Origin of the sequence: Amnibacterium flavum, from assembly GCF_003097495.1 — a bacterium.
GTDB lineage: Bacteria > Actinomycetota > Actinomycetes > Actinomycetales > Microbacteriaceae > Naasia > Naasia flava.
Genome location: NZ_QEOP01000001.1, coordinates 1,538,302 through 1,553,011, shown reverse-complemented (window position 1 = coordinate 1,553,011; position 14,710 = coordinate 1,538,302). Strand labels below are relative to the sequence as shown.

Below are 14,710 nucleotides of genomic sequence, written 5' to 3'. Positions count from 1 at the left end.
CGAACGCAGCGGCCACGGCGATCGGCCCCTCAGCCGTGCTGCTGGGTGCGCCCGCCGTCGATGACGAGCACCTGCCCGGTCACGAACGATGCATCGTCGCTGGCCAGGAAGTGGTAGCCGGCGGCGATGTCCTCGGGGCGCCCGATGCGGCGGACCGCCTGCCGCGCCGACACCTCGGCGATCCCCGCCGCGCCGAGCGAATTGACCGGGTCGAGGGTCTGCGGCGTCTCGATGATGCCCGGCGCGATCGCGTTGACGGTGATGCCGTCGGGTCCGAGCTCCGTCGCGAGGGTGCGGACCATGCCTGCGATACCCGCCTTCGCCGCGGAGTAGTGGGCATGGTTCACCCACGACTCGAGCACTCCGACGGTCGAGGTCGTCGCGAGGAGTCTCCCCCGTCCCGCTTCGCGCATCGGACCGACCGCGGCCCGGAAGGTGCGCCAGACGCCGGTGAGGTCGACGTCGATGGTCTCGGTCCAGTCCGCTTCGGTCATCGAGACCAACGGGTGGATGCGCGCGATCGCGGCATTCGCGATGACCGTGTCGACCCTGCCGTGATTCGCGAGCGCCGTCGCGATGAGCGCGTCGACCGAGGATGACTCCCGCACGTCGACCTCCACTACATCGACGCGGCGTCCGGCGGCGCGCACGTCCGCGACGACCGCGTCCATGTCGTGCCCGTCGGAGGAGTGATCGGCGAGCACGAGGTCGCTGCCGGCTGCGGCGAACCGGCGGGCCGTCGCGGCCCCGATTCCGGATGCCGCCCCGGTGATGATCGTGACCGTGCCGTGGAGTTCGAACATCGTCGGGTTCCTTATCTGTAGCTTGCGAGAGGCGGTGCCGCCCCGGGTGTCTAGTAGGCGGTCCAGCCGCCGTCGACGGCGAGGACGGCGCCGGAGACGAATCGGCAGTCGTCGGACACCAAAAACGCCGCGGCACCCGCGATGTCCTCGGGCGCACCGAGCCGCGAGAACGGCGTTCGGGCGAGCGAGAACTCGGTCGCGGCGTCGATGGCTCCTGACTCGAGGTATTCGCGCTCACCGGGGTGGTCGCCGGTGATGATCCGCCCCGGCGCGATCGCGTTGACGACGATGCCGTGCCTGCCGTAGTCGACGGCGACCTGGCGGGTCAGCTGGATGACGCCCGCCTTCGCGACGCCGTAACCGAGTGCGGCCGGAGGGCCGGTGATGCCGAGCTGCGAGGCCATGTTGACGACCCTGCCCCGCACCCCGTCGCGTTCGTCCTGCTCGATCATGCGGCGCACCGACGCGCGCGTCATGACGAACGTCGAGCGCAGGTTGACGTCGAGGTAGTCGTCCCACTCCTCGTCGGTGGTGTCGAGGATGGCGGACCCGCCGTAGCGACCCGCGTTGTTGACCACCGCGTCGAGGCGGCCGGTGATCGCCTGGGCGTCGCCGATGATCCGCTCGGCGTCATCGGTCGCGGTCACGTCCGCCCGGACGGCGAGGGCCGAGCCACCCCCTGCCACGATCAGATCGACGGTCGCCTCGCTGCTGCGGAGGTCGACGGCCACGATGTGCGCTCCGGATGCTGCGAGCCGCACCGAGATGGCCCTGCCGAGTCCGGCGGCGGCACCGGTGACGACGATCGTTCTGCCCGCGAGATCGTTCACGATCCGCTCGCGGTGAGAGAGGCGACCAGAGTCTCGGGGAAGGTGCCGTCGGTCTCGAGCACGACGGTGCAGTTACCGCCGGTGAGCCCGGTGAAGCCCCGCCACTTGGTTCGGGTATCGCAGATCGTGGCGCCGCGTCCCGGTCCGTCGGTGCAGTCGACGACCACGTCGATGAGCGGGGCGACGAGCGGAACCACGTCGCCGGTCAGCACCCCGGCGGCGAGCGCGTCGTGACACGGCGAACTGGGCGTGCCGTAGGAATCCATGCCGAAATGCTCGAAGTAGAAGCCGGTCGCCGCGCCCACGAAGTTCGCTGCGGGTTCCTCGGACGCGACGAGCGCCGCCCGATGGTCCTCGGTGAGGATCTCGCGCATCGTCACATCGAGCGGGACGAGGGTCGTCGGCCACGCGGCGGACAGCACCTCCTGCGCGGCCTCGGGGTCGTGGATGATGTTGGCCTCGGCCGCAGGGGACTGGTTGCCGGGCGCGTCGGCGGCGCCGCCCATGATGACGACGTCAGCCACGCGGTCGGTGAGATCGGGGTGCGCACGCAGCGCGGCGGCCAGATTGGTGAGGGGGCCGATCGCGAGGATCCGCAGCCTGCCGGGGTACCTGGTCGCGAGCTCATCGATCAGCTCGATGGCGCTGCGCGCATCGGGCGCGGTCGACACATCGAGCGGCAGACCGGCATCCCCGAGGCCGTCGGTTCCGTGCACGTGGGTCGCGAGGTACTCGAGTTCACTGGCGATGGGCTCCTCGGCGCCGACGGCGACGGGGATCTCCGGGTGGCCGACGAGCTCGAGCACGCGCAGCGAGTTGATGGCGCACTGGGCGGCCGTGTTGTTGCCGAAGACGCTCGTGACGCCGACGATCTCGACGCCCTCGTGCCGGAGCAGGTAGAGCAGGGCCATCGCGTCGTCGATGCCGGTGTCGCAGTCGACGAGGACGGGTGTCCGTTCACTGGTGGTCACGTGGTGGTTCCTTCTCCGCTCAGCCGCGCGGGATGATCGCGGGTACGTAATTGGTCTCGGACACGTCGAAGCGCTCACGGCGGCGGCGGCTGATGGCCTGCACCGCGAGCGCCACGACGGTGGCGACGTAAGGGAGCATGTGCAGCAGCTGCGGCGACACCGTTCCGGTGCCCTGCAGTTGGATGCCCAGCGCGGTGGCGACGGCGAAGAGCAGCGACGCGAGGATCGTGCCGAGCGGCGTGGCACGCCCGAAGATCACGGCGGCGAAGGCGATGAAGCCGAGTCCGCCGGTGAGGTTCGAATTGAACGACGCCACGGAACTGATCGAGAGGTAGGCACCGCCGACTCCCGCGAGCGCGCCGCTGATCAGCAGCGTCGCGGTGCGGATCATAACCGGTTTGATGCCGACGGCCAGCGCCGCCTCATCGGACTCGCCGACCGCCTTCACGTGCACGCCGAAGCGGGTGCGGTTCATGACGACGGCCGCGACGACGAAGAGTGCGACGGTGAGGTAGAGCAGCACGCTCTGCCCGTCCAGCGCCGCGCCGACGATCGGGATCTCGGCGAGCGGACCGAGCGGGATCCGTGGGATGAGCTGAACGCCGGTCGGCGCGTACGTGCCGGTCGAGCCGAGAACGTTCTGCACGACGAGGAGCGTGACACCCGTCGCGAGCAGGTTCGCCGCGATGCCGGCGATGAGCAGGTCGCTGCGCAGCACGAAGGCGGCGAAGGCGAGGATCGAGGCGTACACGGCACCCGCGACGACGCCGGCGACGAGGCCGAACCACGGGTTGCCGAGTGCGGCGCCGACGGCGATGGCTGCGAGGGCGGCGACGAGCATGCAGCCGTCGAGGGCGATGTTCGAGGCGCGAGCCCGTTCGGCGAACATGCCTCCGATGGCGGGCGCCAGGATCGGGATGAGGCTCGTCAGCGTGAGCGCGAGGAAGTCGCCGAGAACGTTCACGAGCTGCTCCGTCCGAGACGCTGGCTGGTGATGAGGAGGATGAGCACTCCCTGGAGGACGAAGACGAGCGAGAACGGCACGTTGGAGGTGGCCTGCATCGCCGTCGCCCCGGTCATGAGAGAGGCGTACAGCACCGCCGCCACCAGGATGCCGAGCGGGCGGAGCCGACCGATCAGGGCGACCGTGATCCCGAGGAACCCGTACTGCGGCGAGAAACCCGAGATGTACGCGTGGGTGATCCCGAGCACGGCGACGCCGCCGGCGAGGCCCGCGAGTCCGCCGCTCACGGCGAGCGAGAGGAACAGGTACCGACCCGATCGGACGCCGAGGTATTCGGCGAACGCGGGCTGCAGGCCGGCGGCCTCCATGCGCATACCCGAGCGGGTGCGGTCGAAGTAGATCCAGAGCCCGACGGCGATCACCACGACGAGGATGGCACCGACGTTCGCCGGGGACGGCGGGGGCAGCAGGCGCGCCAGCCACAGGCTGTCGTCGAGGGGCGGGGTCTCGACCGCACCGGAGTCGGGGTCGCGGAAGTAGCTGTTGACGAGGAACAGGGCGAAATCGGCGGCGATGTAGTTGAACATCAGCGTCGTCAGGATCTCGTTGGTGCGGAACCGGACTCGCAGCACCGCGGGCACCGCGATCCACAGTGCCCCCGTGACGGTCGCCGCGATGAGCGCGAGCGCCTGGCCGACGAATCCGTCGATCCCCGCATTGCCGGCGACGACGGCCGCGGCGAGACCGCCCAGGACGAGCTGCCCCTCAGCGCCGATGTTGAACGCACCCGCCCGGAAGCCGACAGCGGCGGCGAGCGCGGTGAGCACGAGGACCGTGGCGATGGCGATCATGCTGCCGATGGAGTAGGGATTGCGGAACGTGCCGAAGACGAACGATCCGAACGCCTCGAGGGGGTTCGACGCGACCGCGAGCATGATCACGAAGCACACGGCGATGCCGAGCACCACGGCGATGACCGACTGGCTGAGGCCGAGGGGCACGACACGTCGGGCGGCGGTCAACCAGCCGCCACGCGGGCGGACACCCGACGCGGTGACCGGAGCCGCCTCGCGGTTCTCGGTGGGAGGTGGTGTGGTCGTCACGACTTGCCTTCCAACATGGCTCTGCCGACTTCGGCTTCGGACGGGCGTTCACCGGAGTATTCGGCGACGATGCGCCCCGCGGACATGACGAGCACCCGGTCGGCGATCTGGGTGACCTCTTCGATCTCGCTCGACACGAGGAGGATCGCTCCGCCCTGGTCGCGGCGTTTGACGAGTTCCGAGCGGACGAATGCCGTGGCCGCGATGTCGAGCCCGCGGGTAGGCTCCGCGCAGACGACGACGCTCGCGTCCTGCGAGAGCTCGCGGGCGAGCACCATCTTCTGAGCGTTGCCGCCCGACAGGCGTCGCGCCAGCTGCCGGGGCGACGACGCTCGCACGTCGAACCGGGCCATGAGCTCGGTGGCGAGAGCGCCGATGCGTGAACGGGAGAGGAACGTCCCGCCGACCGCGTCGCCGTCGAGTCGACCGACCGCGATGTTGTCGCCGACCGACCAGTAGCCCGCCATGCCGCGCCCGATGCGGTCTTCGGGGATGTGGACCAGGCCCGCGTCCCGGACGGCCCCCGGCCCCGTCCCGGTCACGTCCGTGCCCCCGAGCATCACTCGACCTGCCGCCGGTGTGCGGAGTCCGGTCACGCCTTCGACGAGCTCGGTCTGCCCGTTGCCGGCGATGCCGAGCACGCCCACGATCTCGCCGGCGCGCACCTCGAAGCTGACCCCGTCGACGACGTCGAGCCCGCGCGCGCTCTTGAGTCGCAGGTCCTCGACCTGCAGACGCACCTCGCCGGGCGTGCCCGGCGCGACATCGCTGGGTGCGAAGCCCTCGTTACCGGTGATGAGCGCGGCGAGCTCCGCGTTGGTCACGTCGCCGATCTCGGCCGTCGCGACGCGGACACCCCGACGCAGGACGGTGACCCGGTCGGCGATGCGTCGCACCTCTTTGAGGTGATGGCTGATCAGGATGATCGCGAGACCGCGCTCGGCGAATCCCCGCACCACCTCGAAGAACCTCTCGGTCTCGGCGGGGGTGAGCACTGCTGTCGGCTCGTCGAGGACGAGGATGCGGACGTCTTTGGCGAGGGCTCGGAGGATCTCGACCCGCTGCTGGGCTCCGACCGACAGGGAGCGGACCCTGTCGCGCGGCTTCACCTCGAGGCCGTACTCCTCGCTCAGGCGTTGCACGCGGCTGATCTGCTCCCGTCCGAGGACGAAGGGCCCGGTGTGAGCCTCGGTTCCGAGGAACACGTTCTCGGCGACGGTCAGTGAGGGGACGAGCTTGAAGTGCTGATGCACCATCCCCACCCCGAGCGCGAGCGCTCGGCGCGGCGAGGTGATCTCGACGGGCTGCCCATCGATCTCGATGCTGCCCTCGTCGGGCAGGACGAGACCGAACAGGCAGTTCATCAGGGTCGACTTTCCCGCCCCGTTCTCCCCGAGCAGGGCGTGCACCTCTCCAGCGCGTATCTCGAGGTCGACATGGTCGACCGCGGTCATGGTGCCGAAGCGCTTCACGATGTCACGCATCCTGAGCAGCGGTTGCACGGGTCCTCCTCGGGGTGGAACGGGGCGGGGCGGTTTCCTGCGGTCGAGCTATCCGATCACAGGGCCGAGTCGACGGTGATCTCGCCGTCGATGACCTGCTGGCGGAGAGCGTCGATCTGGTCCTGGAACTCCGCGGGGACGAGATCGTCGTTGTAGGCGATGCCCACACCGTCGTTCGCGATGTTGCCGACAGTGGTGGTGCCGAGCTCCAGCTTTCCGTCGAGGAACTGCTGGATACCCGTGTAGACGGTGTTGCCGACGGACTTGATGGCGCTCGCCGGAGTCGACTCGGGGTGGATGCCGTTCTGGTCCGAGTCGGTGCCGATCGCGTAGCGGCCGCTGTCTGCGCCGGCCTGGAGCACGCCGAGTCCCGCTGCGCCCGCGACCTGGTAGACCACGTCGGCGCCGTCGTTGAAGATCGCCGTCGTGATGTCGTAGGCGCCCTGTGCGCTCTCGAAGTCGCCGACGAAGCGGAGGTCGACTGTGATGTCGGGCGAGATCGCCTTGGCGCCCTGCTCGTAACCGACGGCGAAGTCGCGGATCACCGGGATGTCCATGCCGCCGACGAGGCCGATCTTGTTGGCCCCGGTCGACCGGGGGAACGAGTCGGGGTTGGTGCTGATGATGGCCGCGAGTGCGCCGACGAGGAACGCGCCCTCGTTCTGTGCGTACGAGATGCCGGTCACGTTGTCGCCGACCGACTCCGAGTCGAAGATCAGGTACTGCTGGTCGGGGAACTGCGCCGCGACGCGCTCGAGCGTCGACGCCATGACCGTTCCACCGGTGACGATGAGGTCGTTCTCGCCGCTGGCCGAGGCCTCGGTGAGATTGCGCTCCCACGCGGGAGCGTCGTCGGCGCCCGCCTCGATGACGCTGACCTTGACTCCGAGGTCGGCAGCGGCACGCTGGAGGCCGTCGTTCGCCGAGTCCATGAAGCTCTGATCGCCGAGCTGACCGCTCAGCGGAGCCGAGATCGTGACCTCTTCGGTGCCGGCATCGCCGCTTCCGGTGTCGTCGCCGCCGCCTGAGCAGCCGGCGAGCAGGAGCGAAGCGGTCACGACGAGGGCCGTGCCCCCGAGCCAGGATGACTTTCTCATAGTGCTGTCTCTTCCTTCTGGATGATGTGGTGCTGTGGAGGGTGCTGCGGGTGCGTCCGGCGGGCGCCGGGAGTCAATGGGAGGTTTCGTCGAGGAAGTCGTTGACCAGCTCGGCGACGGCCGGGGCGGCCTCGATGTGCATGTAGTGCTTGAGCCCGGGAAGGATCCGCAGGCGCGAGTCGGGGATGCGGGCAGCGAGCTTCTCGGACATGGCGGGAGTTGATCCGCCGTCGTGCTCCCCCGTGGCGATGAGGGCGGGGACGGAGATCTCACCGGCCCGTTCGAGCTGATCGGTCTCGACGAGGACCGCGTAGGCGGCCGCATAGGGCGCGTGGGCGACGCCTGCCACGATGGCGAGTTCAGCGTCGACGAGGTCGGGGTGCGCGGCTCGGAACGCTGCGGAGAACCATCGCTCGCCGCTCGCCGGTGCGAGCTCGGCGGGCGCGGTGCTGCGGATCAGTTCGAGGCGGGCCTCCGCGCGCTGTCGTTCCTCGGCGGTGCGACCCGCGATCGAGTTGAGCAGGACGAGGGCTTCCACCCGGTCGGGAGCAGCGAGAGCCGCGGCGAGGGCGATGACGGCACCGATCGAGAAGCCGACCAGAGATACCCGTGCGATTCCGCGCTCGTCGAGGAGGCGGATGAGGTCGTCGACGAAGTCGTCGACCGCGTAGGGCACGGAAGACGCCTCCGACAGGCCGTGCCCTCGGTAGTCGGGCATGAGGTAGAGGCGGCTCGGGTCGAGCAGCGGAGCGAGTTCGGACCACGTCGACGCCGAACTGCCGACGCCGTGCAGGAGCACCACGACGGGCCCCTCGGGGTCACCGAACTCGAGGAAGGCGATGCGGGGGCTGGACGCGGTGAAGGTTCGTTCCGTGAGGAACCGGGGGGCGTGTTGCATGGTAGCGACGAGTATCCATACCGCCGGCGGAGCATGTCAACTGCGACTTTCCCGTCTCGCCAAACTGAAACAAGCCCGAAATATAGGCGGCTGAGAACTGTTACTTGTATGCCAGAGAAGGCGATTGACAGCTTGAGCGCGGCGCGCCTAGGGTCACTTGCATGCAAGATGACGCGGCCCTCGAGTCGCAGAGCATGCAGCTCATGGTCGCCGACGGGTTGCGCGCCCGGATCATCGCCGGCGAGCTCGAGACGGGTGTCGGCCTGTCCGAGATCGCGCTCGCGAGCGAGTACGGGGTGAGCCGCACTCCGGTCCGCGAGGCGCTCAAGCAGTTGCAGACCGAGGGGCTCGTCCAGATCAGGCCGCGGGTCGGCACGTTCGTGTCGACTCCGACCCGCGCCGACATCGTGGAGCTGTTCCAGATGAAGGAGATCCTGGAGGGCGCCGCCGCACGGCTGTTCGCCGCTCGGGGCGAGATCCCCGAGCTCGAAGCTCTCCGTTCGAACGTCGTCGCGTCCGACGCGGCGGTCGCCCGCGACGATGTCGACGGCTACGCGGCGCTCGTCGGCGACTTCCACGACCTCATCGTCCGGGGGTCCGGGAATCGGAAGCTCCGCACGCACTACACGATGCTCATGAACCAGCTCGCCTACCCGCGACTCGTCGCCACCTCGCTGTCCCGCCCCGGCCGTCTCGTCGAGAGCGATGCCGAGCACGGCAGGGTGCTCGCGATCATCGTCTCGAAGGACGAGTCCACCGCCGAGCGCCTGATGCGCGAGCACGTCCGCGCCAGCCAGGAGGCCCTCCTCGGCGCGATGACCTTCCCCGGCGAGACCGGCATGGCGAGATGAACCGCATCCGACGCATCTCGACCATCCGCGACGAGGTGCTCGAAGACCGCGGCAGGAGGCCGTCCGAGCCCCTGATCCGGGTGGCGGTCGCCGCGGCCGTCGGCAATCCCTGGTTCGCAAGCTCCGTCGAGGATTTCGCGGCCGACGTGCGCAAAATCTGCCCGCCTCTCGCACAGGAGATGATGCGCAGGGGCCTCGATGCGCTCGGGCAGCCGGTCGAGGCGTTCGGCAAGGCCGTCGTCGTGGGCCTCGGCGGCGAGACCGAGCACGGCGACGCTCTCGTGCACAACCCGTTCTTCTCGGACGTCGTGCGACTGGGTGCGGGCGGCACCTCCGTCATCGCCTCCACCGAATCGCGGGGTCCTGCGGGCACCGCGGTCGCCGTCCCTCTCTGCCACGTGACGGCCGCGGGAACCCGCTCCCACTACCAGGGCATGACCGTGCGCGTTGCCGACGCCCCCGAACCCGACGAGATCCTCGTGGTCGTGGCGCTGTCATCCGCCGCCCGGCCGGCCGCCCGGATCGGCGACCGCCGCACCGACCCGCCCTTCGACCCGACCCCGTGGAGGCCGTGAGAATGACCATCCGAACCATCGTCACCATCGTCGAGGAGACCCTCCGCGACGGCGACCGCGACGTCGCCCCCGCAGCCCGGGTGGCGATCGTCGCGGCGGTGCTGCGGAACCCCTGGTACGGCCAGGGCTTCGTCGAGGACCTCGCGCCCGGGATCGCCGCCAACGCATCCGCGCTCGGCGCCCTGCTGGCCCCGAGAGTCGTCGACGCGCTCGGCGCACCGGTCGAGGCGTACGGGAAGGCGGCGATCGTCGGACTCGGCGGAGAAGTCGAGCACGGCTCCGCACTCATCCACACGCTGACATTCGGCGATCATCTCCGGACCCTCACCGGCGCCTCCAGCCTGCTGCCGGCGGTCGAGAAACGAGCGCCGGCGGCCGCGTCGTTCGACATCCCCCTCAAGCACATCACCGACCAGACGATCAGATCCCACCACCAGAGCGTCGAGGTGCGCCTCGCCGACGCACCCGCGGAAGACGAGATCGTCATCGCACTGGCCGTCGCATCGACCGGCAGGCCGCACGCACGCCTCGCGCCCTTCTCCACCGAGTCCTGACCCTCCCCCGAAAGGAACACCCCCATGACAAAGGACATCAAAGTCAGCTTCGGCGTCGACGTGGATGCCGTGGCCGGTTGGCTGGGCTCGTACGGCGGAGAGGACAGCCTGCAGGACATCCAGCGCGGCCTCTTCGCCGGCGAGATCGGCATCCCCCGACTGGTCAGGATGTTCGATCGGTACGACGTGAAGGCGACCTTCTTCACCCCCGGCCACTCGATCGAGTCGTTCCCCGAGGCGATGGAGCTCGTCGTCGCGGGGGGCCACGAGATCGGCGCCCACGGCTACTCGCACGAGAACCCGCGCGACATGTCCGAACAGCAGGAGCGGGACGTGCTCGCCCGATCCCTCGAACTCATCGAGAAGCTGTCCGGCCAGAAGCCGACGGGGTACATCGCGCCGTGGGGAGAGATGACGACCATCACCGCGGATCTCCTGCTCGAGAACGGATTCCAGTACGACCGCACGCAGGTCCTGCACGACTTCCAGCCGTTCTACGCGCGCACCGGCGACACCTGGACCAAGATCGACTACACGGGGACCGCCGAGGAGTGGATGAAGCCCGTCGTCCGCGGTACCGAGATCCCGCTCGTCAGCCTCGCCTTCAACTGGTACCTCGACGATCTGCCCCCGATGATGTTCGTGAAGAGCTCGCCCAACAGCTACGGGTTCGCGAACCCGCGCGACATCGAACAGCTGTGGAAGGACCAGTTCGACTGGGTCTACCGCGAGTACGACTATGCCTCCTTCCCCATCTGCATCCATCCCGATGTCTCGGGCCGCCCGCAGGTGCTGCTCATGCTGGAGCGTCTCATCGAGTACATGCTCGGCCACGACGGTGTCACCATCGAGACATGCGATGCGATCGTGCAGGACTTCAAGCGCCGGTTCCCGTTCGAGGAGGCTCCGCGATACCCGTTCGATCGCGAGTTCCGCGCGTGATCGGAGGGCGCAGGTGAGCGCTCCGCTTCCGCGGATCGCCGTCGTCGCTCTCGGCGGCACGATCGGCGCCCCCGTCGACGCGTCGGGCTCGAACTCGGCTCTGGCGATCGACGGGCGGACTCTCGTCGCATCCATCCCCGGGCTCGACGGGGTCGCCGACATTGAACCCTCGACGTTCCGCAGTGTGATGTCGGCGGATATCGGCGTCGGGGACGTCGTCGACCTCGCCGCCCGGATCTCGGAACTCGCCGCGCACGGTGCGGACGGCGTGGTGATCACCCAGGGCACGGACACGCTCGAAGAGGTCGCCTACCTGCTCGATCTGCTCCTCCAGGTCGAGATCCCCGTCGTGGTCACGGGCGCGATGCGCAACCCCGGCCGCCCCGTCGTCGACGGTCCGGCCAACGTGATCGACGCGGTCAGAACGGCGACCCGGCCCGAACTCGCGTCCCTGGGTGTGCTCGTGGTGATGGCCGGGGAGATCCATTCCGCGCGCACGGTCCGCAAGCTCCACACCTCGGCGCTCGCGGCATTCGGCTCCCCCGGCACGGGTCCGATCGGATGGGTCGTCGAGGACAGGGTGCGCGTACCGCTGCAGCCCGCCCGCCGCCGGATCACCCTTTCTCCAGCCCCAGGAGCTCTCCCGCGGGTCGCCCTGCACCGACTGGCGCTCGGCGATGACACGGCTGTCCTCGAGCTGATCCCGTCGCTCGGCTACGACGGTCTGGTCATCGAGACGTACGGCGCGGGGCATGTGGGCTCCCGCGCACTCGACGCCCTGTCGCGGGCCGTCGACGCGATGCCCGTCGTCTTCGCCTCCCGGACCGGATCAGGCGAGCTCTACCGGGCCACGGGAGGCTACCCGGGCTCCGAGAAGGATCTCGCCGATCGCGGTCTGATCAGCGCGGTCGATCTGGACGGACTGAAGGCCCGACTGCTTCTACTCGCGCTGCTCGCCGCGGGAGTCCACGACCGTGCGGCGATGACCGCCGCGTTCGAGGCGCATCTCTGACTGAGTTCCGCGCGCGCCCGTCAGTTGCAGACGCCGGTGCGGGCGAGGGCCGATTCGTCGAGGACGAGGTCGGTCGCCGACAGGTCGATCACGGCTTCGTCGCCGACGATGTCGACCGCGTCGAGGCTCACATCCGCGGGCAGGTACTGCGCCACGCAGACCGACAGACCGTTGGGGACGACGCGGTCCAGCAGCGCGGTGGCGTCGAAGTCGAAGCCCGCGAGCGAGAGCTGGGCGCTGTCGGCACGGAAGACCATCCGCCCGCTGTCGAGGACGGGGCGGGTCTGGATGGTGACGTCGATGTTCTGGCCGAGGAACGCCGTCCCGGTGGTGTAGCTGAGGCCACCGGCCCCGAGCGCGATGTCGCCCTCGATGCCGCTCGCCGCCATGAGTCCGGCCACGGTCTCCTGACCGAGCGTGAAGGTCCCCGTCGCCGACTCGATCGGCTTCGATGTGTCGGTCGGCACCCCGGTGAGGTCGATGGCGGCGACGACGGGGAAGCCCTGCACCGTGAGATCGTCCGAGGTGAGGTGGACCTGGTCGAGCCGGCCGCCGATGAGCTGGGTGATGATCGACGGGCCGTCGATCATCGTCGTCACGTCGCCCTCGACACTCGTCGGCAGGCTCTTCTCGACCTCGGACGAGACCCGGTCCTCGGCGTAGCCGCGGATCAGCATGTCGGCGACGACGAGCAGCACGCCCAGTACGACGATCGACATGACGATGACCACGACGCGGAACCAGAACCGCTGGCGCGGCTTCGCGTCGCGGTAGCGGACGGGGCGAGCTGCCTCGTCGGCCGACATCACATGCGCTCCGGGGCCGAGACGCCGAGGAGGCCGAGCCCGCTGCGCAGCACCTGCGACACCGCGTCGTTCAGCCACAGCCGGGTGTTGTGCACCGGTTCGATCGGCGCGTCGCCCTGCGGGATCACCCGGCAGTTGTCGTACCAGCGGTGGTAGGCGCCGGCGAGCTCCTCGACGTAGCGCGCCACCCGGTGCGGTTCGCGCAGCTGCGCCGCCTGGGTGAGCACGCGGGGGAACTGCTGGAGGCTGCCGAGCAGCGCCGACTCCGTCTCGTGCACGAGGAGGCCGGGCTCGAAGACGGGGACCCCGTCGCGCTCGCGGGTGACTCCCGAGGCCTCGGCGTTGCGGGCCACGGCCCTGGTGCGCGCGTGGGCGTACTGGACGTAGAAGACGGGGTTGTCGTTGCTGCGCCTGGTGAGGAGGTCGAGGTCGACGTCGAGCTGCGAGTCGGTCGAGGAGCGCACCAGCGAGTAGCGGGCGGCATCCACGCCGACGGCGTCGACGAGGTCCTCCATGGTGACGACGGTTCCGGCGCGCTTGCTCATCCGGACGGGCACGCCGTCCTTGACGAGATTGACGAGCTGGCCGATGAGGATCTCGAGGTTGACCCAGGGGGTGTCGCCGAAGGCGGCGACGGCGGCCATGAGACGACCGATGTATCCGTGGTGATCGGCGCCGAGCATGATGATGTTGCGCTCGAACCCGCGCTCGCGCTTGTTGAGGTAGTAGGCGAGGTCCGCGGCGATGTACGCGGCTTCCCCGTCGCTCTTGATAATCACGCGGTCGCGGTCGTCGCCGAACTCGGTGGTGCGCAGCCAGACGGCGCCGTCGGCGTCGTAGATGTGGCCCAGCTCGCGCAGCCGGGCGACGGCGCGGTCGACGGCACCGGTGTCGTGCAGTTCGTTCTCGTGGAAGTAGACGTCGAAGTCGACGCCGAAGTCGTGCAGCTGCGCCCGGATGTCGCCGAACATGAGCTCGACGCCCACGGCGCGGAACACCTCCTGGGCTTCGTCGCGCGGGATGGCGGCGAGATCGCCGGGGTAGTCGGCCACGACGCGGGCCGTGATGTCGGCGATGTAGCCGCCCGCGTAGCCGTCCTCAGGGGTGGGCTCGCCGAGGAAGCTGGCGAGGAGACTGCGGCTGAAGCGGTCGATCTGGGCGCCGTGGTCGTTGAAGTAGTACTCGCGGGTCACCAGGGCGCCCTGCGCCTGCAGGATGCGGGCGAGGCTGTCGCCCACGGCCGCCCAGCGCGTGCCGCCCAGGTGGATCGGGCCCGTCGGGTTCGCGGACACGAACTCGAGGTTCATGGACACCCCGGCGAGCGCGGTGCCCTGCCCGAACGCGCCCTGCTCGTCGACGATGCGTTTCGCGAGCGCACCGGACGAGGCGGGCTCGAGCGTGATGTTGATGAAGCCGGGCCCCGCGACGTCGACGGCCTTGACGCCGTCGACCTTTCCGATCTCATCGGCCAGCTCGAGGGCGAGCTCCCGCGGGGCGACACCGAGCCGCTTGCCGAACCGCATGGCGACGTTGCTCGCCCAGTCGCCGTGCTCGCGGCTGCGAGGGCGTTCGAGGGCGACGTCGTCGGCGCTCGGTCGCAGGTCGTCGACCCCACGGCGTTCGGCGGATTCGGCGAGGAGCCGGGCGACGATATCGGCGAGATCAGCGGGAGTCACGGCGAGTCAGCCTACTGCTCCGGGCTGGGCTCCGCTTCGCAGAAGGCGGGGCTGCGGGCAGTCGCGACCGGTTCGTGGGAAGGGGTTGCTACTCTTCGCAGAGGGTCGAATGCAGGGGTTGGGCCG

The 14,710-nt window shown here is 69.5% G+C and carries 15 protein-coding genes; 5 read left to right on the top strand and 10 right to left on the bottom strand.

Going from position 1 to position 14,710, the window contains the following annotated elements:
• Window positions 1–29: 29 nt before the first annotated feature.
• The 8 genes from DDQ50_RS07235 to DDQ50_RS07200 all read right to left on the bottom strand — a co-directional run bounded on the left by DDQ50_RS07235 (window position 30) and on the right by DDQ50_RS07200 (window position 8,168).
• Window positions 30–803: an SDR family NAD(P)-dependent oxidoreductase gene (locus tag DDQ50_RS07235; RefSeq protein ID WP_116755943.1), complete on the bottom strand. Its 774-nt coding sequence runs from the start codon at window positions 801–803 to the stop codon at window positions 30–32.
• Window positions 804–853: 50 nt separating this feature from the next.
• Window positions 854–1,633: an SDR family NAD(P)-dependent oxidoreductase gene (locus DDQ50_RS07230; RefSeq protein ID WP_165829733.1), complete on the bottom strand. Its 780-nt coding sequence runs from the start codon at window positions 1,631–1,633 to the stop codon at window positions 854–856.
• On the bottom strand, window positions 1,630–2,604 hold the full coding sequence (locus tag DDQ50_RS07225; RefSeq protein ID WP_205663583.1) for a nucleoside hydrolase: 975 nt from the start codon (window positions 2,602–2,604) through the stop codon (window positions 1,630–1,632). The genes DDQ50_RS07230 and DDQ50_RS07225 overlap by 4 nt, the downstream gene beginning before the upstream one ends.
• Before the next feature lie 19 nt (window positions 2,605–2,623).
• A complete protein-coding gene (locus DDQ50_RS07220) occupies window positions 2,624–3,568 on the bottom strand; it encodes an ABC transporter permease (protein WP_116755941.1) in 945 nt (314 codons plus the stop codon).
• The gene (locus DDQ50_RS07215; protein ID WP_116755940.1) at window positions 3,565–4,671 is read right to left on the bottom strand and encodes an ABC transporter permease; all 1,107 of its coding nucleotides are present in this window, start codon (window positions 4,669–4,671) and stop codon (window positions 3,565–3,567) included. The genes DDQ50_RS07220 and DDQ50_RS07215 overlap by 4 nt, the downstream gene beginning before the upstream one ends.
• Window positions 4,668–6,173: an ABC transporter ATP-binding protein gene (locus DDQ50_RS07210; protein WP_116755939.1), complete on the bottom strand. Its 1,506-nt coding sequence runs from the start codon at window positions 6,171–6,173 to the stop codon at window positions 4,668–4,670. Before DDQ50_RS07210 ends, DDQ50_RS07215 begins: the two co-directional genes overlap by 4 nt.
• 56 nt (window positions 6,174–6,229) lie before the next feature.
• The gene (locus DDQ50_RS07205) at window positions 6,230–7,270 is read right to left on the bottom strand and encodes a BMP family lipoprotein (RefSeq protein WP_116755938.1); all 1,041 of its coding nucleotides are present in this window, start codon (window positions 7,268–7,270) and stop codon (window positions 6,230–6,232) included.
• Between the two features lie 73 nt (window positions 7,271–7,343).
• A complete protein-coding gene (locus tag DDQ50_RS07200; RefSeq protein WP_116755937.1) occupies window positions 7,344–8,168 on the bottom strand; it encodes an alpha/beta fold hydrolase in 825 nt (274 codons plus the stop codon).
• Between the two features lie 161 nt (window positions 8,169–8,329).
• Here DDQ50_RS07200 and DDQ50_RS07195 point away from each other — a divergent pair, with 161 nt between their 5' ends.
• The 5 genes from DDQ50_RS07195 to DDQ50_RS07175 are packed head-to-tail and all read left to right on the top strand — an operon-like array spanning window position 8,330 to window position 12,102.
• Entirely contained in the window at window positions 8,330–9,019 is a 690-nt protein-coding gene (locus tag DDQ50_RS07195; RefSeq protein ID WP_116755936.1) for a GntR family transcriptional regulator, read from the top strand.
• Window positions 9,016–9,594 carry an amino acid synthesis family protein gene (locus tag DDQ50_RS07190; protein ID WP_116755935.1) on the top strand — a complete coding sequence of 193 codons (579 nt, stop codon included), beginning with the start codon at window positions 9,016–9,018 and terminating at the stop codon, window positions 9,592–9,594. Before DDQ50_RS07195 ends, DDQ50_RS07190 begins: the two co-directional genes overlap by 4 nt.
• Window positions 9,595–9,596: 2 nt before the next feature.
• Window positions 9,597–10,148 (top strand): amino acid synthesis family protein, encoded by a 552-nt coding sequence (locus tag DDQ50_RS07185; protein ID WP_116755934.1) that lies wholly within the window; start codon window positions 9,597–9,599, stop codon window positions 10,146–10,148.
• 24 nt (window positions 10,149–10,172) lie between these two features.
• Complete coding sequence (locus tag DDQ50_RS07180; protein ID WP_116755933.1) at window positions 10,173–11,090, top strand: polysaccharide deacetylase family protein; 918 nt, start codon at window positions 10,173–10,175, stop codon at window positions 11,088–11,090.
• Between the two features lie 13 nt (window positions 11,091–11,103).
• A complete protein-coding gene (locus DDQ50_RS07175; RefSeq protein ID WP_165829732.1) occupies window positions 11,104–12,102 on the top strand; it encodes an asparaginase in 999 nt (332 codons plus the stop codon).
• A 20-nt stretch (window positions 12,103–12,122) separates the two neighbouring features.
• Here the strand turns inward: DDQ50_RS07175 and DDQ50_RS07170 are convergent, their stop codons facing one another.
• Both DDQ50_RS07170 and argS read right to left on the bottom strand, forming a co-directional pair.
• Entirely contained in the window at window positions 12,123–12,908 is a 786-nt protein-coding gene (locus DDQ50_RS07170; protein ID WP_116755931.1) for an LmeA family phospholipid-binding protein, read from the bottom strand.
• Window positions 12,908–14,584: an arginine--tRNA ligase gene (gene argS, locus DDQ50_RS07165; protein WP_116755930.1), complete on the bottom strand. Its 1,677-nt coding sequence runs from the start codon at window positions 14,582–14,584 to the stop codon at window positions 12,908–12,910. Before argS ends, DDQ50_RS07170 begins: the two co-directional genes overlap by 1 nt.
• Window positions 14,585–14,710 lie beyond the last annotated feature (126 nt).